Origin of the sequence: Burkholderia sp. MSHR3999 (assembly GCF_000833595.1) — a bacterium.
In the GTDB taxonomy this organism is placed as follows: domain Bacteria; phylum Pseudomonadota; class Gammaproteobacteria; order Burkholderiales; family Burkholderiaceae; genus Burkholderia; species Burkholderia ubonensis.
In genome coordinates, this window is record NZ_JRFO01000002.1 from 116,012 (window position 1) to 133,784 (window position 17,773).

A 17,773-nucleotide genomic window follows, 5' to 3' on the forward strand; every position below is an offset into this window, starting at 1 on the left:
CGCCGGAAATACGGATGAAAATCCTCGCTGATTGATCTAATGTAGAGCGATGATGTTTGGCCTAATGGGTTTGTTGATTTGGGTTTCAAATTCTTATTTGAATTGCGAGTTGACAAATGAAGATCGGCAAACTCATCCTGGCGCTCTGCGTGAGCGGCGTGCTGGCCGGCATCGCGCATGCGGGCCAGCCTTCGGCCCAGGCGGTCGTGAAGAAGATCACGCTGACCGCGCATATCGGCGACAGCATTTTCGTGTCGCGGCCGGACGGCTCGGCTTGGTATGACGTAGTGGAACTGACTGCGAACGACAACACGCAGAAAACTTTCAGCAAGACGCTGCCGATTCGCGTATGGACAAAAACCCCTGACTTCATCGTTACGCTGGCGCGACCGCTGAGGCTGTCGAACGGCCATGGCGAGATGACCAACGCGAAGGTGGCGCTGACGGGCGCCGACGGGACTGCGATCGTCGCACCGGATTCGGTGCGGAAGGTCACGCAGGTCAGGCCGGGCGACGGTGGCGGCTTCGACGAAATCCACAACCTGAAGATCAGCGCCAACGCGCCGGCCCGCAACGGCGCTGCCCGCGCCAACGGCAGCTATAGCGGCGATCTCGTGCTGCTGTTCGAGCCGACCGCGGCGTCAGGCGACGACGGGCCGATCGAACAGTAAGCACGCGTTCACCTGCTGCGTCACGCCATCACACCAGTTCGCCGAGACACGCATCGAACTGCGCGACCAGCAGGTCGACATCGTGCGTGCTCGTCTCGGGACACACGAGCATCATGTTGTGGAACGGCGTGATCAGCACGCCACGGTTCAGCAAGTACAGGTGCACGATGTGCTCGAGCTCGCTGTCGAGCTGCCGGCCGGCGATCGTGCCGTTGCGCGGCGGCGTCGGCGCGAACTGGAACTCGGTGCGCGCGCCGATGCGCGTCACGCACCACGGCAGCCCATGTTTCGCGATCGCCTGTTCGAGCCCTGACGCGAGCCGCGCGGCCAGTTCGAACATGTGCGCGTACGCCGCGTCCGTCGCCACTTCGTTCAGCGTCGCGCGCATCGCATGCATCGCGAGCATGTTCGCGGTGAGCGTCGTGCCGATGCCCGAATGCCCGGGCGGCGCGTTCAGCTTCGCCTGTTTCGCGCGCTCCGCGAACGCCGCGCTGAACCCGTAGACCGCGCACGGCACGCCGCCGGCAATCGGCTTGCCGACCACCAGCACGTCGGGATCGAGCCCGTGCGCCACCGCATAGCCTCCGGGCCCGCTGCTGATCGTATGCGTCTCGTCGATCACGAGCAGCGTGCCGTAGCGGCGCGTCAGCGCGCGGGCTTCATCCCAGAAGCCGGGATCGGGCAGCACCATCCCGATGTTCGTCATCGCGGGCTCGGCGAGCACGCACGCGACGTCGCCGTCCTTCAGCGCCGCTTCGAGCGCCCCCAGATCGTTGAACTCGACGACGCGCGTGTTCGCGAGCAGGTCGTACGCCTGCCCGAGCAGGCTGTCGCGCTGCACGGGGCGGCCGTCCACGAGATCGACGAACACGTCGTCGACCGTGCCGTGATAGCAGCCGTTGAACACGACGATCGTGCTGCGGCCGGTGGCCGCGCGCGCCCAGCGCAGCACGAAGCGGTTTGCATCGCTCGCGCTGAGCGCGAACTGCCAGACCGGCAGCCCGAAGCGGCGCGCGAGTTCGCGCGACACCCATGCGGCGTCCTCGCTCGGCAGCATCGTCGTGTAGCCGCGCGTCGCCTGCTCGGCGAGCGCACGGGCGACGGGTTCGGGCGCATGGCCGAACATCGCGCCCGTGTCGCCGAGACAGAAATCGGCATAGCGATGGCCGTCGACGTCGGTGAACGTCGCGCCGCGCGCTTCCTTCACGTACAGCGAGAACGGGGTCGACCAATCCTGCATCCAGTGCAGCGGGACGCCGAACAGCAAGTGCTCGGCGGCTTCCGCGGACAATGCGCGGGATCTCGGCATCGCTTCGGCGAACGCGCGGCGCTCGCGGTCGAACAACGCGCGGGCGCGGGTGAGGTCGACTCCGTGGCGGGAACGCAAGTTGGGCTCCTCTGGCAAGGTGGATCGGATGACGCCTGAGCGAGCTTGTCACATTCCGCGTGCCGGGTCGATCAGGGCTCGACCGCGTATCTGTCTGATTTGAAGTTTTTGCGCATAAATGTACGGCAACGGATGCCTTGGGGTGCGTTCGTGAAGTGAGTGTGCGCCCACATATTTGCGGATATGCAGGCCGCTTCGCTGCGTCATGACAGCGTCTTGACCATGTGGTGTTCGTCGTAGAAGCGGCCGTCCACGAACAGCGACCGGGGCTCCGTTCCGAATCGGACGAACCCTTGCGACGCATATAGCCGTTCCGCGGTGCCGTTGATCTCGTTCACGCACAGCAGCAGTTGGCGGCATTGCCACGCCTGCGCCGCATGCGCGGTCGCATGTTCGAGCAGCGACTGGGCGATCCCGCGTCCGCGATACGCGGGATCGACGAACACGCCCCAGACCGTCGCCTTGTGCGCGACTTTCGTCCGCGCATCGCGGTGCACACCGGTGATGCCGACGAGCGTGTCGCCGTCGAACGCGCCGAATACCGCGAGCTCCGGCGTCGGGCGCATGCGCGACACCACTTCGTCGAGGGAGAGCGCGGCCTGTTCGTCGCGGGTCGGCAGGAACGAGGTCGGTGAAGTCTCGATCGCCCGGAGGCGCAGGGATTGGAACAGCGCCGCGTCGGCGGCGTCGAGCAGGCGAATCGTGATCATGTGTCGTTGGTCTGGTGGATCGTCGGAATCCGCGGCGCGTCACGCCGCGGGGCGCGTCCATGCTAATCGGATTCGGCAACGCCTGCTTTGCCGATCGAAGCCGCCGTGATGACGCGGTGATGCGCGCGACCGTGTCGTGCTTGTCGGCTGGCGTGCGGCTGAACGACATGATCCACGCAGCGGGTTCGGCTGGCCGATCTTGCGGCGGTCATTCGCCGGGGCCGTGCGGCAAGGCGGGAAAGCGGGCTGCCTGGAATCGCGTGTCGCGTGCTTCCGGCGCGTGAGCTTGAGGATGGGGAAGGAGTGGTGCGCCGCGTCTTATTGGCGGCGCGTACGAAGCAAAGCGGGCGGCGCGGCGCGTGACGTCGCGCCGGTCAAGGGCACGACGTCGACCGAGGACGTCGTGCCGCCGAAATCAGTACCGCGACAGCTGGCTGCCGTCGATCCGCACGCGGTCGCCCGGGCGCAGGTCGCCCGGCGTCGGCACGTCGAACGCGCGCGTCGAGCCGTCGCTGACCTGCACGTCGACCCGGTAGCTGCTCGGCGCCTGCTGCGCGCCCATCTGCTGGCCGATCTGGTTGCCGGCCACCGCGCCGCCGAGCGCGCCGATCACGGTCGCCGCATCACGGCCGTGGCCGCGGCCGAACTGGTTGCCGATCACGCCGCCGAGCAGCGCGCCGACCACGGTGCCGGCGACGCCCGCCGGCGCCACGGCGCTGCTGACCGGGCGGATGTTCGTGATCGTGCCGTACTGCGTGCCGTATTGGTTGCCATACTGGTTCCCATACTGCTGGTTGCCGTATTGCGAATCGTACGGAGACGGCGCCTGGTTCGGATAGGCGGGCTGTTGCTGCACGTAGCCGGGCTGCGAGTACGCGGGTTGCGCATAGCCGGGCGTCGCGTATTGCTGCTGCGGATAGCCCTGCGCGCCGTACGGGCCATAGCCCGGCGCGACGCAGGCAGTCAGCGGGAGCGCCGCCACGGCGACGAGCGAGGCGAACAGAACGGTCTTCGTGGAGGGCATGCGCTTCATGATGTTTCCTGCATCGGCAACGTGTTCGCCGAGGGGATCAAGGGACGGGGGGCGAACTCGGCGTGAGTATAAGGAATGGCCGCAGGCACGTCCGGAGCGGCCGGGTAACAACGTGTAAAGTCTGTTGCCGCGTAAATCCCGGCGTCTATATGGCCGGCCCGCCTGACCGCGGCGCATCGCAAAATCGAATGCGCGGCATCGCGACAATTAATTGGCGCCGCGCACGGGCGTCCGATATCGTGACCGGATTCCCCATTCACGGTCGCGCGGCGCCGGCTGCGGTTCCGCCCATATTGGCTGCGGCGCGATCGCCTCATCGCCACCGTGTCATGACTGACCGCATCTTCATCAACGCCGTCGCTGCGGTTTGCGCGATGAGACGCTCGCGCATCGCTTCGAATCGTTTAGACGAATGGATATGCCGATGACCAGCCTGCTGATCCGCAATCTCCGCACGGGCGCCGGCGACGCGCTCGACCTCCTGATCGACGGCGACCGCATCGCGCGGCTCGGGCCGTCGCTCGACGCGCCGGACGGCTGCGCGGTCGAGGACGGCGCGGGCGCGCTCGTATTGCCCGGCCTCGTCGAAGGCCACACGCACCTCGACAAGACGCACTGGGGCATGCGGTGGTACCGCAACGAAGTCGGCCCGCGCCTCGTCGACCGCATCGAGCACGAGCGGCGCTGGCGCGCGACGAGCGGCCACGACGCCGGCGCGCAGTCGCTGGCGCTCGCGCGCGCGTTTCTCGCCGCCGGCACGACGCGGCTGCGCACGCACGTCGACATCGATACCGACGCCGGGCTGCGCCATCTGCACGGCGTGCTCGCGACGCGCGACACGCTGCGCGGGCAGATGGACATCCAGATCGTCGCGTTTCCGCAATCGGGCGTGCTGAAGCGCCCCGGCACCGCCGCGTTGCTCGCCGACGCGCTGCGCGCGGGCGCCGACCTGCTCGGCGGGCTCGACCCGTGCGCGATCGAAGGCGACCCGGCCGAGGCCGTCGACGTGCTGTTCGGGATCGCCGAGCGCTTCGGGCGCGGGCTCGACATCCATCTGCACGAGCCGTCGACGATGGGCGCGTTCTCGCTCGACCTGATCCTGCAGCGCACGGCCGCGCTCGGGATGCAGGGGAAGGTGACGATCAGCCACGGGTTCTGCCTCGGCGAGATCGACGAACGCGCGCGCGACGCGCTGCTCGCGCGGATGGCCGCGCTCGGCGTCGCGCTGGTCACGACCGCGCCGGCGTCGGTCGCGGTGCCGCCGCTGGCCGCCTGCCGCGCGGCGGGCGTGACCGTCGTCGGCGGCAACGACGGGATACGCGATACGTGGTCGCCGTACGGATCGCCCGACATGCTCGAGCGCGCGATGCTGATCGCCATGCGCAACGATTACCGCCGCGACGACGCGCTCGAGACCGCGCTCGATTGCGTGACCGACGGCGGCGCGCGCGGCTGCGGCTTCGCGGATTACGGGCTGCAGGCCGGCCGCCGCGCGGACCTCGTGCTCGTCGACGCGCTGACGCCCGCCGAGGCGGTCGTCGCGCGGCCCGTGCGCCGGCTGGTGGTGTCGTCGGGGAAGATCGTCGCGCGCGACGGCGTGCTGGTTTGAAGATACGAGCGCCGCTGCCGGGCCGCGGCGTCACCGCCGCTCGCGCTCCAGCATCGCGGCGAGCGTCTTCGTCAGTTCCTTGACCATCGGATCGGCGGTGGGGCGGTGCAGGATCGCGATGTCCATGTTCTCGATCGGCGCGAAGCCCTGCTTCGCGCTCAGCGCGACGTGCTCCGCCGTGACCGCGCGCGCGGGCAGCACGCTGATGCCGAGCCCGTCGGCGACGGCGGCCTGGATGCCGCTCAGGCTCGACGTCGTGAAGCTGATCCGCCAGCGGCGGCCGCGCTCCTCGATCGCCTTGATCATGTCGTCCCGGTACAGTCCGCGCGGCGGAAACGCGACGATCGGCACCGGGTCGAGATCGATCGACGGATGCTTCGCGCTGTCGATCCACTTCAGCTTCTCCGGCCAGCGCACGACCGCTTCGCGGCTGTCGCGCCGCTGCTTGATCAGCACGAGATCGAGGTCGCCGCGGTCGTATGCGGCGCTGACGTCGCGGCTCAGCCCGCAGGTGACTTCGAGCTTGACCTGCGGATGCCGGCGCTTGAATGCCGCGAGCGCGTGCGTCGTGTTGCCCGCCGCGAAATCGTCGGGCACGCCGAGCCGGATCGTCACCGCCACGGTCGCGCCCGACAGCGCTTCGAGCATCTCGTCGTTGAGCGCGAGCATCCGGCGCGCGTAGCTGAGCACGGTCACGCCCGCGTCGGTCGGGCGCACGTCGCGCGCGCCGCGATCGAGCAGCCGGTGCCCGGCAATGTCCTCCAGACGCCGCACTTTCTGGCTGACGGTCGACTGGGTCGAATGCAGGCGCGCGGACGCGGTCGTGAAGCTGCCGCAATCGGCGACCATCACGAGTGCGCGCAGCAGGTCCAGGTCGAACAGCGGTCTATTCATTTCTGCACTTCTTCGGGTTTGAGTATTTCATTTCCCAATACGTGCTGCGACTTTTAACATGCGCGGCCGCGGCGGGCAATCGCTGCTTCACCCGGGCGGGGGTGGTGCAATGGCTAGGCCCGGGGGCGCGATCTGCGATCAGCCGCTGACTTGGGAAATTGCCGCAGGAATTCGGTCGCCAGTCCGGCGCAGTAGTCGAACGATGGCGCGTAACCGAGCGTCCGGATGTCATTGAAGCGCGGCAGCAGGAAATCGCGGTGCTCGTCCAGGATTCGCAGAAAGGTTTCGCGATGGCGAATCAGGAACTCCCCCCGCTGCCATCAAGCTGTCCGGTTCCCGTTCTATCACCAGGCTGAGATCGAACAAGTCCCGCGCAGTCGGGCGATCGCCGCGATGCCACATCTTCTTTGCGACGATCTCCGCAGCAGTTTCGACTTTCATCGGATGATCCATCAGCGTCCACTCGTCGAATCCGGGGGTGGTCAGGTTCCGGGAAACGACGAAGTCGATCTCGCCGTCAGGCAACACGAGTTTCACGAATTCGGCGTGTTCCTCGTAGTCGGTCGTGATATCCGATGCCGCGTCGCTGATGCGAGATTTGACGTACCCGAGGTACTGCGGATTGGGAACGAAGATATCGATGTCCTTGCTCATGCGATGGCCGTAACGCAGCATCAGGACGGTGCCGCCACCGAACGTCCAGAACGGATTGGCCGTGCCATGTATCCGTATCTCGTCGATGAGTGTTAATGCGTGGCGAAACAGGCCCTGCCAAGGGCCGTCGGGCAAAGGTATAGGGCGGTCATCCCCAGATTCCCCGATAAAGATGAAGATCTTTCGACCAGGCCGCGAGGTGCTTCCAGATTTGCCGGAGCGGCGTGCCCGAACGTGTGGCAACCTCTTCGGCCGCTTTCACCACGACCGACACCGGAACCTCGTCGAGAACGACCGAAAGCTGCGATTCATACCCTTCCGGGATCCGCCCCGTGGCGAGCGCGTCTGCCAGCAGACGTTCGGTCAGGTCTCCTTTGTAGCTGACGTTTGCACTCACCGTGGCCTTGTAGAGACCTTTCTGGTCAGGCCGCGGCCGGGTCGTCAGTTCGATGCCGAGCACGCTCAGCAGCGGAATCAGCTTGTTGATGCCGAGATCCTTGACCTTGCCGGTTTCGAGCTGATTGACGGTGAAACGCGACAGGCCGGCGAGCTTTGCCAGTTGAGCCTGTGTGAGATCGAGTTCCGCCCGCCGTTTTGCAACAGCCTGGCCAATCTCGTAAAGCTGCATGATGACCTCCCGCCGGCGATCCTGGATAGCCGGTAAATGTAAAGTATATCCTACATCACTGAATGCGGCGCGAGCATCATTTTGCTCAAGTTACTGTATAGACTGCGATCGGATGACAACACCAATCAGCGGCACTTAACACCAAATTTCTCCGCTTGTTGTCAAAAATAAAGCGGTCTAGACTGCGCTTCGGCGTCATCGAAATCCGAAGCGTTCGCGCGCTGCGCAGGCCCTCATCTGGCGTGGCGTTTACAGCCGGACGGACCCGCGATTGACCCTATCCAACCGACAGGCGAGCCATGATCACGAACATCAAAGACCGCGTCGCGAAAGCCGTCACGCCCGAGCTGATCGAAGCGTTTCGCGCGGAAGGCGCGGTCTGCATCAAGGGCATCTTCTCGCCTGACGAGATCGCGACGCTCAAGTCCGGCATCGACGACAACCTCGCGCGCCCGAGCACGCGTGCGAAGGTCGCGAGCCGGCCCGACGATCCCGGCTGGTTCTTCGAGGATTTCTGCAACTGGCGGCACAACGCCGCGTACCGCGACTTCATCGTGCGTTCGCCCGCGCCGTCCGTCGCGGCGGCGCTGATGGGCGTCGACACCGTGCGGCTCCATCACGACCACCTGCTCGTCAAGGAGCCCGGCACGCGGCAGCGCACGCCGTGGCACCAGGACCAGCCGTACTACAACATCGAAGGCGACGACAACGTCAGCATGTGGATTCCGGTCGATCCGGTGCCGCTCGAATCGACGCTCGAATTCATCGCCGGCTCGCATCGCGGCCCGTGGCTGATGCCGCGCACGTTCATGGACCGGGAAGCGAAGTGGTTTCCGGAAGGCAGCCTCGCCGACCTGCCGGACATCGAAGCGGACCGCGCCGCGTTTCCGATCCGGCGCTGGGCGCTCGAACCGGGCGACATGGTGTGCTTCCGGATGCTGACGCTGCATGCATCGGGCGGCGCGCGGAATCGCCGGCGCGCGTTCTCGATCCGCTTCGTCGGCGACGATATCCGCCATGCGCCGCGGCGCTGGAAGACGTCGCCGGATTTCCCGGGGCTCGCGGACGAGCTGCCGGACGGCGCGCCGCTTGCGCATCCGCTGTTTCCGGTCGTGTGGTCGAAGGAGGCCGGGCAGGCGGCGGCGCTCTGAGCGCGCCGCTCAGGTCTGCTTGTGTCCCGCGCCCGGCTTGAAGCGCGAGCCGAGCCGGTAGCGATTGCCCGGGTGCAGGAAGTGCACGAACGTGACGGGCAGGCCGTTGGTCCAGGTGCGGCGCGTGAGCGTCAGGCACGGCTCGCCGGTGCGCATGTCGAGCAGTTGCGCCTGCTCGTGCGTCGGCAGTGACGCATCGACGACGTGCTCGATCTCCAGTTCGTGATGCGACACGTTGTTGTACAGATATTCGGACGGCGGCTCGCGCTGGAAATCCTGGTCGATGAAGCCCGGCGCGGCGGCGGGATTCACGTAGCGATCCTCGAGCTGGATCGGCCGGCCGTTCTCCTCGTGCACGCAGACGACGTGAAACACCGGCGTGTTCACCGGCAGGCCGAACGCGGCCGCGACGTCGAACGATGCCGGCTCGCTTGCGCGGCTGAGCACGCGGCAGCGGTATTCGTGGCCGCGCGCGCGGATCTCGTCGCGGATGTGCGCGATCATCAGCAGGTTCGATTGCGGCTTGTTCTCGGCGACGAAGGTGCCGACGCCCGCCACGCGCTTCAGCGCGCCTTCGTCGGTCAGCTCGCGCAGCGCGCGGTTCACCGTCATGCGCGCGACGCCGAATTGCGCGGCGAGATCGAGCTCGGACGGGATGCGGTCCCCGGGACGCCAGTCGCCGGATTCGATGTTCCGGCGCACGAGCGTCTTGATCTGCTGGAACGGCGCGGTGGCCTTCTTGACCATCGGGAATCCTTGGGCGGGGAGAAGCGACGATTCTAGTCTTCGTGACTCACGATGACCAGAATCTCCGCCTGCGTTGCGCCGAGGCTTCGCGTGCGGTGCGGAATCAGCGCATTGAAGTAGACCGAGTCGCCCACCTTGAGCTGCACCGTCTCGTTCGGGAACTCGATCTCGACGCGCCCCTTGTGCACGAACAGGAATTCCTCGCCGTCATGCTCGCGGAACGTCGACGCGGCGAATTCGTGCGGCGGCCGGACGATGAACGGCAGCATCTTCTTCGGCGCGACGCCGGCCGCGATGCTCTCGAACGCCTGCGCATGCCCGGCGGACCTGCCGCCCGGCGCGGCGCGCTCGTCCGCGCGCGTCACGGTGATCAGCTCGCGATTGTGGCGTTCCGAAAACAGTTGCTCGACATCCACGTTCAACGCCTTCGACAGCTTCAGCGCAACGGCGATCGACGGCACGCTCAAGCCGCGCTCGACCTTCGACAAATAGCTCTTGGTGAGGCCGGTCTCATCGGCCAGCACATCGAGCGTCCAGCCCTTTTGCTTTCTCAACAGCTTCAGGCGAATCGTCATGGGGCACAGGTTTCTTTTGAAAAACCGATTGTAACGCATGACACAATGTGTCATATAATCGGCTTTGTGTCATGAAGTGCGCAAACGGATGCGCATGACGGGCACGTCCTTTCGATTGAGGAGGCTATATGGCGGAAACATTGCAGTTGCCGAAGGCGGCGCTCGTTGCGCTCGCGCAGCGGCGTCTCGAGAGCGAGGTGGGCGAGAGCGGCTGGACCGTGCGGCAGAAGCTTGCGCTCACGTGCCGGATCCTGTTCGACGCGGGGCACGACTCCGGCCTGGCCGGGCAGATCACCTGCCGCGCGGACGAGGCCGGCACCTACTATACGCAGCGGCTGGGGCTCGGTTTCGACGAGATATCGGCCGCGAACCTGCTGCGGGTCAACGAGGATCTCGAGGTCGTCGACGGCGAAGGCATTCCGAACCCGGCCAACCGGTTTCATACGTGGATCTATCGCCAGCGCCCCGACGTGAACTGCATCATCCATACGCATCCGACGCATGTCGCGGCGCTGTCGATGCTCGAGCAGCCGCTCGTCGTATCGCATATGGATACGTGCCCGCTCTACGACGATTGCGCGTTCCTGAAAGACTGGCCCGGCGTGCCCGTCGGCAACGAGGAAGGCGAAATCATTTCGAAGGCGCTCGGCGACAAGCGGTCGATCCTGCTGTCTCACCACGGCCAGCTCGTGGTCGGCACGACGATCGAGGAGGCCTGCGTGCTCGCGTTGCTGATCGAACGCGCCGCGAAGCTGCAATTGCTCGCGATGTCGGCCGGCACGATCCGCCCGGTTCCGCCGGCGCTGGCGCAGGAAGCGCACGACTGGATCTCGAAGCCGAAGCGCGACGCCGTGACGTTCGAGTATTACGCCCGCCGCGCGCTTCGCACGCATCCCGATTGCGTTGCCTGAACCATCGATTCAACTGGTCTGCATTGACTTTTAATTCTGGAGTGCAAATCGTGTCAATCCTGCTGCAAGGCATCATTGCCTACCCGGTTACCCCTTTTTCCGCCGGCGGCGACGTCGACCTGAAAGCGCTTGACGCGCTGATCGAGCGTTTGGTCGCCGATGGCGTTCACGGCATCGCGCCGCTCGGCAGCACGGGCGAGAGTGCGTACCTGTCCGACGCCGAATGGGAGGCAGTCGCCGACACATCGATTCGGGCGGTCCGCAAACGCGTGCCGACGGTCGTCGGCATTTCCGACCTGACCACCGCGGGCGCGGTGCGCCGCGCCCGCTTTGCCGAGCAGGCCGGCGCCGATGCGGTGATGGTGCTGCCGGTGTCGTACTGGAAGCTCAGCAACGACGAGATCGTCGGCCACTATCGCGCGATCGGCGATGCGATCGGCATTCCGGTCATGCTCTACAACAACCCGGCGACGAGCGGCGTCGACATGTCGCCCGAGCTGATCGCCACGATCTGCCGCACCGTCGACAACGTCACGATGGTCAAGGAGAGCACGGGCGACATCATGCGGATGCACCGCCTTGCGCAATTGAGCGACGGCACGATTCCGTTCTACAACGGCAGCAATCCGATGGCGCTCGCCGCACTGGCCGCGGGCGCGGCCGGGTGGTGCACGGCCGCGCCGAACCTGAACGCGCGTTTGCCGCTTGCGCTGGTTGAGGCCGTTCGGGCGGGCGACCTGGCGCGGGCGCGAGAGGTCTTCCACGCGCAGTTGCCGCTGCTGCAATTCATCGTCAGTGGCGGCCTGCCGGTTACCGTCAAGGCCGGATTGCGTCTGCGCGGCTTCGACGCCGGCGAACCGAGAAAGCCGCTGCTGCCGCTCGGCGAGGACAGGACGCGCGATCTCGCGCGCCTGCTTGCCGCGCTGCCGGTGTGCGAGCCGGCATGAGCGGTGACGCGCTTCCGGCGATCGACGCGGGCATCGGGGCCGTGCTCGTCGGGGCGTGCCGGCCGCTGGCCGGTACGCCCCACGCGAGCGCGATCGCGAAGCGGCCGGTGCCGGCGCGCCTGTGGCTGGGCGCGCTCGGCTTCGCGGGCGACGAGCAGGCGGACCGCCGGCATCATGGCGGCGCCGACAAGGCGGTCCACCACTACGCGTTCGACCATTACGCGTGGTGGTCCGCGCAGATCGGCGCACGCGGCGTGCTCGCGCAACCGGGAGCATTCGGCGAGAACCTGTCGACGTCGGGTGTGACCGAGCGCGACGTCTGCATCGGCGACGTCTTCACGCTGGGCGGCGCCGTGCTTCAGCTATCGCAGTCCCGGCAGCCCTGCTGGAAGCTCAATGCGCGTTTCGAGCATCCGCGGATGGCCGCGCTCGTGCAGCAAAGCGGACGGACCGGATGGTATTACCGCGTGCTGGAGGAAGGGTGGGTGGAGCCGGGCGCGGTGCTGGCGCTGCACGCGCGCCCCCATCCGGAATGGCCGCTGTCGGCGGTGCTCGACGTGCTGTACCGGCGCACGCTCGACATGGCGGCGCTCGACGCGCTGTGCGGCATCGGGACGCTGCCGCCCGCCTGGCGCAAGATGCTCGAGCGGCGCCGGACGGAACGGACGGTCGAAGACTGGACGAAGCGGCTGGAAGGGTGACGGGCGGCGGCGCGCGGCTTATCCGGCCGCCAGCTCCCGCACGTCGGCCGTCGGCGTGGCGCCGAACGCATCGCTCAGCGCGTAGTCGATCAGTTGCCGCGCGGCCGCGTCCGGCGTCGCGAGCGCGCCGCTCGCCTTCAGTTGGTCGAACTTCTCGCGCTGCGGGAAACGATCGGTGCTGGTCGCGCGGATCGTCGCCTGCATGCCGGTATCGACGACGCCCGGCGCGACGCTGCAGATGCGCAGCCCGCGCGTCGCATCCAGCGCGACCGCGCGCGCGTGATGGTCGAGCGCGGCCTTGGTCGCGCAGTAGATGCTCCAGCCCGCGTACGCGTTGCGCGCCGCGCCGCTCGACACGTGCAGGATGCGGCGCTCGACGGTGTCGGCGCCGGCCTGTGCGAGCGCGCCCGACAGCATCAGCGGCGTCGCGACGTTCAGGCTGACCGCGCGCGCGATGGCCGCCGGGTCCTGCGCGTCGAGCGGGCCGATCGGCTCGACGGTGCCGGCGTTGTTGAACAGCAGCACGGTGGATGCGCCGTCGACGAAGCGGCTCAATGCGTCACCGGCGAGCCAGGCTTCGACGCGTGCCGGCTCCGACAGATCGAGTTCGACTTCGGCGAAGCGCTCGCCGGCTTGCGCGCCGAGCGACGGATGGCGGCTGCGCGACAGGCCGAGCACGGCGATGCCGCGCGCCAGCAGTTGCGCGGCGAGCGCGGCGCCGAGGCCGCGCGTGTGGCCGGTGACGATCGCGCGAACGGCCGGGAATGGAGTGGACGGGCTGGGCATGTCGATGAAAAGCGGATGGAGGTTGAACGGGCGCGTGTGCGTCGTGCCCCGCCTGACGAACGCGTATCGTAGCGCCGGCGTTTGCGTCGCGCAAACGCGAACGCCGTTGCGCGATCTACACGGTCGCGACGAGGAACACTTCGCCGTCGACCGGCCGGAGCCCGTCGGTCCGTCCGCTGAAATAGCGTTGCGCGAGATCGGCCGGCAACACGCAGCGGGCTTCGCTGAAGCCGGCTTCGCTTGCGAGCGCGAGGATTTCGGCCGGACTGAAGAGGCTCACGAACGGCGTGCCGGAATCGCGCGCGCGGTTCATCACCGCCTCATATATCGCGCGGTCCGCCGGCTCGACGAGTTCGGGCGGCAGCAGGAACGTCATCGCGAGCGTCGTGCCGCGTGCGAGCGACGCGATCTGCCGCAGCGTCGCCTTGATCGCGTCGAGGCTCAGGTACATCGTCACGCCGGTGGACGCGACGACCGCCGGCCGGTCGGTCGCGAAACCCGCCGCCGCCAGTTTCTCGAGCCACGAATCGCTGGCCTCGAAGTCGACCGGCACGAGATGCAGCCATTCCGGCACGCCGAACCCGAGCGAGATCAGGCGCTGCCGCTTCCATGCCTGCGGGCCCGGCTGGTCCACCTCGAACACCTGCAGGCGTGACGCGAGGCCCGGCCGGCGCTGCGCGAAGGTGTCGAGGCCCGCGCCGAGCAGCACGTACTGCGCGATGCCGCGGTCGGCGCGCTCGGCCACCAGATCCTCGATGAAGCGCGCGCGTCCGACGACCGACGCCCGAAAGCCGCGCGTGCCCTGCGGGTGCATGTCGGGACGGTCGCGCCAGTCTTCGTCCGGCGCGATCAGTTGCAGGCCGATATCGTCTTCGAGCACATACGGCGGCGCATCGACCTCCGTGTGCATGGCCCGCCACAGCGCGACGCGCAAAGCGGTGCTTTCCGGTGCGACGGATTGCTTGTCTTGCATGACGACCTCCTGTCTCGTGGCGAAAGTTCGAGCCGCGCACAAAGTGTAGTCATCGTGCGCGGCGGTTCCAAGCCGGCGCGTTACCCGCGATTCGGGCAGCGCATTCGGCGAGCGCGGCTGACGCAGCGCATTTAGCGATTGCAACCGATGCAACACGCGCAACGCATGCGATGAATGTGACGAATGCCGCGACACGCGACCGCACGCTCCGGCGGCGCGGCACCGGCTATCATATGGCTCGCCCGCCCGGCGCGCCGCCGGGCCCTGATCCGCTTCCCTTTCACACGCAGCATGCCGCGACGCCACCCATGAACACCACTCCGGATACTCCTTCGCCCCGCCCCCTTCGCGAACTGACGCAGCTCGAAGCGCGCATTCTCGGCGTGCTGGTCGAGAAACAGCACACGGTGCCGGATACGTACCCGCTGTCGCTCAACGCGCTGACGGCGGGCTGCAACCAGAAGACCGCGCGCTCGCCGGTGATGAACGTCACCGAGGCCGAGGTGACGACCGCGATCGACGGGCTGAAGCACCTGAGCATCGTGATGGAGGGCAGCAGCAGCCGCGTGCCGCGTTTCGAGCACAACATGAACCGCGTGCTCGGCGTCCCGAGCCAGGCGATCGCGCTGCTGACGATCCTGCTGCTGCGCGGCCCGCAGACCGCCGCGGAGCTGCGCCTGAATACCGCGCGCCTGCACGGCTTCGCGGACATTTCGTCGGTCGAGGCGTTCCTGGAAGAGCTGGCGACGCGCGAGCCGCCGCTCGTCGTGAAGCTGCCGCGCGCGGCCGGCGCGCGGGAGAACCGCTGGATGCACCTGATGTGCGGCGAGGTGAGCGTGAGCGACTTCGCGGGGCAGGATGCAGGCGGGGCCGATTCCGTTCCGCCGTCCGAGTTCGAGGCGCTGAAGGCCGAGCAGAAGCGTCTCGCGGATGAGGTGGCACGGCTGCAGGCGCTCGTCGAGCGGATGGCCGCCGAACTGGGGATCGAAGTCGATCGGGCGGCCGGCGCGTCCTGAGCGAAGCGGACGGCGCGCGCCGGGTCGGGCCGGCGTGCGACCCGGCGCCGGCCGCTGCCGCGACGGCCGGGTGAGATAATCGAGCCTGCCATTTCTACTCGAAGTCCCCCGGAGATCACCATGAAAAACCTCGACAATCCTTCACACGATCGCGAGGTAGGCACCGCCGACGCGACGCAGGACACCACGCGCATCGACGACGTCCGCATCGGCGCCGTCCGTCCGCTGATCTCCCCGGCGCTGCTGCAGGACGAGCTGCCGGTGCCGCCCGCCACGCAGACGCTCGTCGAGGACACGCGCAAGGCGATCGGCGACATCCTGCACGGCCGCGACGATCGGCTGCTGATCGTCGTCGGCCCGTGCTCGATCCACGACCACGACCAGGCGCTCGAGTACGCGCATCGCCTGAAGGCCGCCGCCGACGCGCTCAAGGACGACCTGCTGATCACGATGCGCGTCTATTTCGAGAAGCCGCGCACGACGGTCGGCTGGAAGGGCTACATCAACGATCCGCGGCTCGACGGCAGCTTCCGCATCAACGAAGGGCTGCGCGCCGCGCGGCAGCTGCTGCTCGACGTCAACGCGCTCGGCCTGCCGGCCGCGACCGAATTCCTCGACCTGCTGAGCCCGCAGTACATCGCCGACCTGATCGCGTGGGGCGCGATCGGCGCGCGCACGACCGAGAGCCAGAGCCACCGGCAGCTCGCGTCGGGCCTGAGCTGCCCGATCGGGTTCAAGAACGGCACCGACGGCGGCGTGCAGGTCGCGTCGGACGCGATCGTCGCCGCGCGCGCGAGCCACGCGTTCATGGGGATGACGAAGATGGGCATGGCCGCGATCTTCGAGACGCGCGGCAACGACGACGCGCACGTGATCCTGCGCGGCGGCAAGAACGGCCCGAACTACGACGCCGCGCACGTCGAAGCGAGCTGCGCGGTGCTGCGCGCGGCGGGGTTGCGCGAGCAGGTGATGGTCGATTGCTCGCACGCGAACTCGAACAAGTCGCACGAACGGCAGATCGACGTCGCGCAGGATCTCGCGCGGCAGCTCGCGCAGGGCGAGCACCGGATCGTCGGCGTGATGGTGGAGAGCCATCTCGAGGCGGGGCGGCAGGATCTGAAGCCGGGCGTGCCGCTGAAGTATGGCGTGTCGATCACCGATGCGTGCCTGAGCTGGACGCAGACGGAGCCGGTGCTCGATGTGCTGGCCGAGGCGGTCAGGCATCGCCGGGTGTATTCGCGTAACGCGTGATGTTGCGGCGGGTTCCGGCCCGCCGTCACCTCGTTCGATATGCTGGCGAAGCTTAGCCAAGCATACGTTTTCAACCATGCTCGCCAGACGCGCGTACACGGTCGGCGAGATTCTCACGTCGGAAGATGGCCATTCCTGCCTGCCCGGCCGCTAGATCGACGGTGATCACGCGGGGGACCTGACTGGCTACATCTTTCGTATCCCTGCATTTCGAGTTTTGCACTCGACATTCTTCGTCGAAACTCGTCGCATGAATCGCGAGTCCTCGGATTTCATTTTCCGAGACTGCGTCGACAATTGTTGCTGATTTGGCAATTTTAGGAAGATTCTCATATTCCTTCCGCCCCAATCTTTTGAGAATGCTAATCGAGCGATGCGTTGCGGTAGTCAGCGTATTCAACGCGAAAAGCCATACGCGAGCGTCGTTTCAATTCGATTAGTAATCTGAACGATAGGGTGAAAACACATGACCAAGAAAATGAACATCGGGCATATCGCTCGGGCTTCGGCGGTTCTGGCGCTCGTCGCGGCGGCTGTGCCGGCGATGGCTGCTGACGGCGAAATCGCGTTCAACGGCAAAGTGCTGTCGACGACCTGCACGATCGCTGCGGGCGGCGGTGCAAGCGGCGGCAAGAACATGACGGTCAAGCTGCCGAGCGTATCGGCGAGCGCGCTTGCGAATGCCGGCGACGTGGCAGGCCGCACGCCGTTCTCGATCCAGCTGAGCGGTTGCACGGGCGATTCGACGAAGGTGTCGACGGTGTTCGAAGCGGGCAGCACGGTCGATTCGGCAAGCGGTCGCCTGAATCTCGTGTCGGCCGGCGCGGAAGATACCGTCGCGTCGAACGTCCAGATCAACCTGCTGAACGATGCGCAGGAGCCGATCAAGGCAGGCCTGGCAGGTTCGCAGCAAAACTCGCAGGTTGTCGCGCTGAAGGACGGCGGCGCCACGCTGAATTACTTCGCCGAATACTACGCAACCGGCAAGTCGACCGCGGGTTCCGCGAATTCGCGTGTCCAATACTCGCTCGATTACCAGTAAATCGTGCTCGCAGGGAAACCGCTCTGCCTTACGCGGAGTGGTTTCCCGTTTCCCCGTAGACCTATTTTCCGGCGTGTTCCATTCGGA

20 protein-coding genes are annotated in these 17,773 nt (G+C 66.9%); 9 read left to right on the forward strand and 11 right to left on the reverse strand.

What is annotated here, in order from left to right:
* Positions 1-116: 116 nt before the first annotated feature.
* A complete protein-coding gene (locus KY49_RS11280; protein ID WP_042584764.1) occupies positions 117-671 on the forward strand; it encodes a CS1 type fimbrial major subunit in 555 nt (184 codons plus the stop codon).
* A 28-nt stretch (positions 672-699) separates the two neighbouring features.
* Here KY49_RS11280 and KY49_RS11285 read toward each other — a convergent pair whose 3' ends face one another.
* The 3 genes from KY49_RS11285 to KY49_RS11295 form a co-directional block, all read right to left on the reverse strand.
* Complete coding sequence (locus tag KY49_RS11285; RefSeq protein WP_042584765.1) at positions 700-2,058, reverse strand: aspartate aminotransferase family protein; 1,359 nt, start codon at positions 2,056-2,058, stop codon at positions 700-702.
* 203 nt (positions 2,059-2,261) lie between these two features.
* The gene (locus KY49_RS11290) at positions 2,262-2,768 is read right to left on the reverse strand and encodes a GNAT family N-acetyltransferase (protein ID WP_042584766.1); all 507 of its coding nucleotides are present in this window, start codon (positions 2,766-2,768) and stop codon (positions 2,262-2,264) included.
* A gap of 415 nt (positions 2,769-3,183) precedes the next feature.
* Positions 3,184-3,801 carry a glycine zipper 2TM domain-containing protein gene (locus tag KY49_RS11295; RefSeq protein ID WP_042584767.1) on the reverse strand — a complete coding sequence of 206 codons (618 nt, stop codon included), beginning with the start codon at positions 3,799-3,801 and terminating at the stop codon, positions 3,184-3,186.
* Between the two features lie 424 nt (positions 3,802-4,225).
* Between KY49_RS11295 and KY49_RS11300 the strand changes: the two genes are divergently transcribed.
* Positions 4,226-5,410 (forward strand): amidohydrolase family protein, encoded by a 1,185-nt coding sequence (locus tag KY49_RS11300; RefSeq protein WP_042584979.1) that lies wholly within the window; start codon positions 4,226-4,228, stop codon positions 5,408-5,410.
* A 30-nt stretch (positions 5,411-5,440) separates the two neighbouring features.
* Here KY49_RS11300 and KY49_RS11305 read toward each other — a convergent pair whose 3' ends face one another.
* From KY49_RS11305 to KY49_RS11315, 3 genes are all read right to left on the reverse strand, one after another.
* Entirely contained in the window at positions 5,441-6,304 is an 864-nt protein-coding gene (locus tag KY49_RS11305; protein WP_042584768.1) for a LysR family transcriptional regulator, read from the reverse strand.
* 228 nt (positions 6,305-6,532) lie between these two features.
* On the reverse strand, positions 6,533-7,093 hold the full coding sequence (locus tag KY49_RS11310) for a nucleotidyl transferase AbiEii/AbiGii toxin family protein (protein WP_331456545.1): 561 nt from the start codon (positions 7,091-7,093) through the stop codon (positions 6,533-6,535).
* 13 nt (positions 7,094-7,106) lie between these two features.
* Positions 7,107-7,586, reverse strand: a complete 480-nt coding sequence (locus tag KY49_RS11315) for a helix-turn-helix domain-containing protein (RefSeq protein ID WP_042584769.1) — start codon at positions 7,584-7,586, stop codon at positions 7,107-7,109.
* Between the two features lie 299 nt (positions 7,587-7,885).
* On the opposite strand from KY49_RS11315, the gene KY49_RS11320 reads away from it, so the two are divergent.
* Complete coding sequence (locus KY49_RS11320; RefSeq protein ID WP_042584770.1) at positions 7,886-8,737, forward strand: phytanoyl-CoA dioxygenase family protein; 852 nt, start codon at positions 7,886-7,888, stop codon at positions 8,735-8,737.
* A gap of 9 nt (positions 8,738-8,746) precedes the next feature.
* Here the strand turns inward: KY49_RS11320 and hutC are convergent, their stop codons facing one another.
* A complete protein-coding gene (gene hutC / locus KY49_RS11325) occupies positions 8,747-9,484 on the reverse strand; it encodes a histidine utilization repressor (RefSeq protein WP_042584771.1) in 738 nt (245 codons plus the stop codon).
* 32 nt (positions 9,485-9,516) lie between these two features.
* Positions 9,517-10,059, reverse strand: a complete 543-nt coding sequence (locus KY49_RS11330; protein ID WP_042584772.1) for a helix-turn-helix domain-containing protein — start codon at positions 10,057-10,059, stop codon at positions 9,517-9,519.
* A gap of 128 nt (positions 10,060-10,187) precedes the next feature.
* On the opposite strand from KY49_RS11330, the gene KY49_RS11335 reads away from it, so the two are divergent.
* The 3 genes from KY49_RS11335 to KY49_RS11345 are packed head-to-tail and all read left to right on the forward strand — an operon-like array spanning position 10,188 to position 12,618.
* A complete protein-coding gene (locus tag KY49_RS11335; RefSeq protein ID WP_042584773.1) occupies positions 10,188-10,970 on the forward strand; it encodes an aldolase in 783 nt (260 codons plus the stop codon).
* Between the two features lie 50 nt (positions 10,971-11,020).
* Entirely contained in the window at positions 11,021-11,917 is an 897-nt protein-coding gene (locus KY49_RS11340; protein ID WP_042584980.1) for a dihydrodipicolinate synthase family protein, read from the forward strand.
* On the forward strand, positions 11,914-12,618 hold the full coding sequence (locus KY49_RS11345; RefSeq protein ID WP_042584774.1) for an MOSC domain-containing protein: 705 nt from the start codon (positions 11,914-11,916) through the stop codon (positions 12,616-12,618). The genes KY49_RS11340 and KY49_RS11345 overlap by 4 nt, the downstream gene beginning before the upstream one ends.
* Positions 12,619-12,636: 18 nt before the next feature.
* Here the strand turns inward: KY49_RS11345 and KY49_RS11350 are convergent, their stop codons facing one another.
* On the reverse strand, positions 12,637-13,404 hold the full coding sequence (locus tag KY49_RS11350; RefSeq protein WP_042584775.1) for an SDR family oxidoreductase: 768 nt from the start codon (positions 13,402-13,404) through the stop codon (positions 12,637-12,639).
* Positions 13,405-13,519: 115 nt separating this feature from the next.
* The gene (locus tag KY49_RS11355; protein ID WP_042584776.1) at positions 13,520-14,377 is read right to left on the reverse strand and encodes a class I SAM-dependent methyltransferase; all 858 of its coding nucleotides are present in this window, start codon (positions 14,375-14,377) and stop codon (positions 13,520-13,522) included.
* Between the two features lie 308 nt (positions 14,378-14,685).
* Here KY49_RS11355 and KY49_RS11360 point away from each other — a divergent pair, with 308 nt between their 5' ends.
* Together KY49_RS11360 and KY49_RS11365 are read left to right on the forward strand one after the other, a co-directional pair.
* The gene (locus tag KY49_RS11360) at positions 14,686-15,393 is read left to right on the forward strand and encodes a YceH family protein (protein ID WP_042584777.1); all 708 of its coding nucleotides are present in this window, start codon (positions 14,686-14,688) and stop codon (positions 15,391-15,393) included.
* A 120-nt stretch (positions 15,394-15,513) separates the two neighbouring features.
* Positions 15,514-16,644, forward strand: coding sequence for a 3-deoxy-7-phosphoheptulonate synthase (locus tag KY49_RS11365; protein ID WP_042584778.1), 1,131 nt, complete (start codon positions 15,514-15,516; stop codon positions 16,642-16,644).
* 70 nt (positions 16,645-16,714) lie between these two features.
* Here KY49_RS11365 and KY49_RS37080 read toward each other — a convergent pair whose 3' ends face one another.
* Positions 16,715-17,044 (reverse strand): hypothetical protein, encoded by a 330-nt coding sequence (locus KY49_RS37080; protein ID WP_143136008.1) that lies wholly within the window; start codon positions 17,042-17,044, stop codon positions 16,715-16,717.
* Between the two features lie 66 nt (positions 17,045-17,110).
* On the opposite strand from KY49_RS37080, the gene KY49_RS11370 reads away from it, so the two are divergent.
* On the forward strand, positions 17,111-17,686 hold the full coding sequence (locus KY49_RS11370; protein WP_080402322.1) for a fimbrial protein: 576 nt from the start codon (positions 17,111-17,113) through the stop codon (positions 17,684-17,686).
* Positions 17,687-17,773: the final 87 nt, after the last annotated feature.

What these genes read in the sequence shown, in the direction of transcription:
- KY49_RS11280 (WP_042584764.1), top strand. Translation starts at nt 117, where the DNA reads ATGAAGATCGGCAAACTCATCCTGGCGCTCTGCGTGAGCGGCGTGCTG.
- KY49_RS11290 (WP_042584766.1), bottom strand. Translation starts at nt 2,768, where the DNA reads ATGATCACGATTCGCCTGCTCGACGCCGCCGACGCGGCGCTGTTCCAA.
- KY49_RS11295 (WP_042584767.1), bottom strand. Translation starts at nt 3,801, where the DNA reads ATGAAGCGCATGCCCTCCACGAAGACCGTTCTGTTCGCCTCGCTCGTC.
- KY49_RS11300 (WP_042584979.1), top strand. Translation starts at nt 4,226, where the DNA reads ATGACCAGCCTGCTGATCCGCAATCTCCGCACGGGCGCCGGCGACGCG.
- KY49_RS11305 (WP_042584768.1), bottom strand. Translation starts at nt 6,304, where the DNA reads ATGAATAGACCGCTGTTCGACCTGGACCTGCTGCGCGCACTCGTGATG.
- KY49_RS11315 (WP_042584769.1), bottom strand. Translation starts at nt 7,586, where the DNA reads ATGCAGCTTTACGAGATTGGCCAGGCTGTTGCAAAACGGCGGGCGGAA.
- KY49_RS11320 (WP_042584770.1), top strand. Translation starts at nt 7,886, where the DNA reads ATGATCACGAACATCAAAGACCGCGTCGCGAAAGCCGTCACGCCCGAG.
- hutC (WP_042584771.1), bottom strand. Translation starts at nt 9,484, where the DNA reads ATGGTCAAGAAGGCCACCGCGCCGTTCCAGCAGATCAAGACGCTCGTG.
- KY49_RS11330 (WP_042584772.1), bottom strand. Translation starts at nt 10,059, where the DNA reads ATGACGATTCGCCTGAAGCTGTTGAGAAAGCAAAAGGGCTGGACGCTC.
- KY49_RS11335 (WP_042584773.1), top strand. Translation starts at nt 10,188, where the DNA reads ATGGCGGAAACATTGCAGTTGCCGAAGGCGGCGCTCGTTGCGCTCGCG.
- KY49_RS11345 (WP_042584774.1), top strand. Translation starts at nt 11,914, where the DNA reads ATGAGCGGTGACGCGCTTCCGGCGATCGACGCGGGCATCGGGGCCGTG.
- KY49_RS11350 (WP_042584775.1), bottom strand. Translation starts at nt 13,404, where the DNA reads ATGCCCAGCCCGTCCACTCCATTCCCGGCCGTTCGCGCGATCGTCACC.
- KY49_RS11355 (WP_042584776.1), bottom strand. Translation starts at nt 14,377, where the DNA reads ATGCAAGACAAGCAATCCGTCGCACCGGAAAGCACCGCTTTGCGCGTC.
- KY49_RS11360 (WP_042584777.1), top strand. Translation starts at nt 14,686, where the DNA reads ATGAACACCACTCCGGATACTCCTTCGCCCCGCCCCCTTCGCGAACTG.
- KY49_RS11365 (WP_042584778.1), top strand. Translation starts at nt 15,514, where the DNA reads ATGAAAAACCTCGACAATCCTTCACACGATCGCGAGGTAGGCACCGCC.
- KY49_RS11370 (WP_080402322.1), top strand. Translation starts at nt 17,111, where the DNA reads ATGACCAAGAAAATGAACATCGGGCATATCGCTCGGGCTTCGGCGGTT.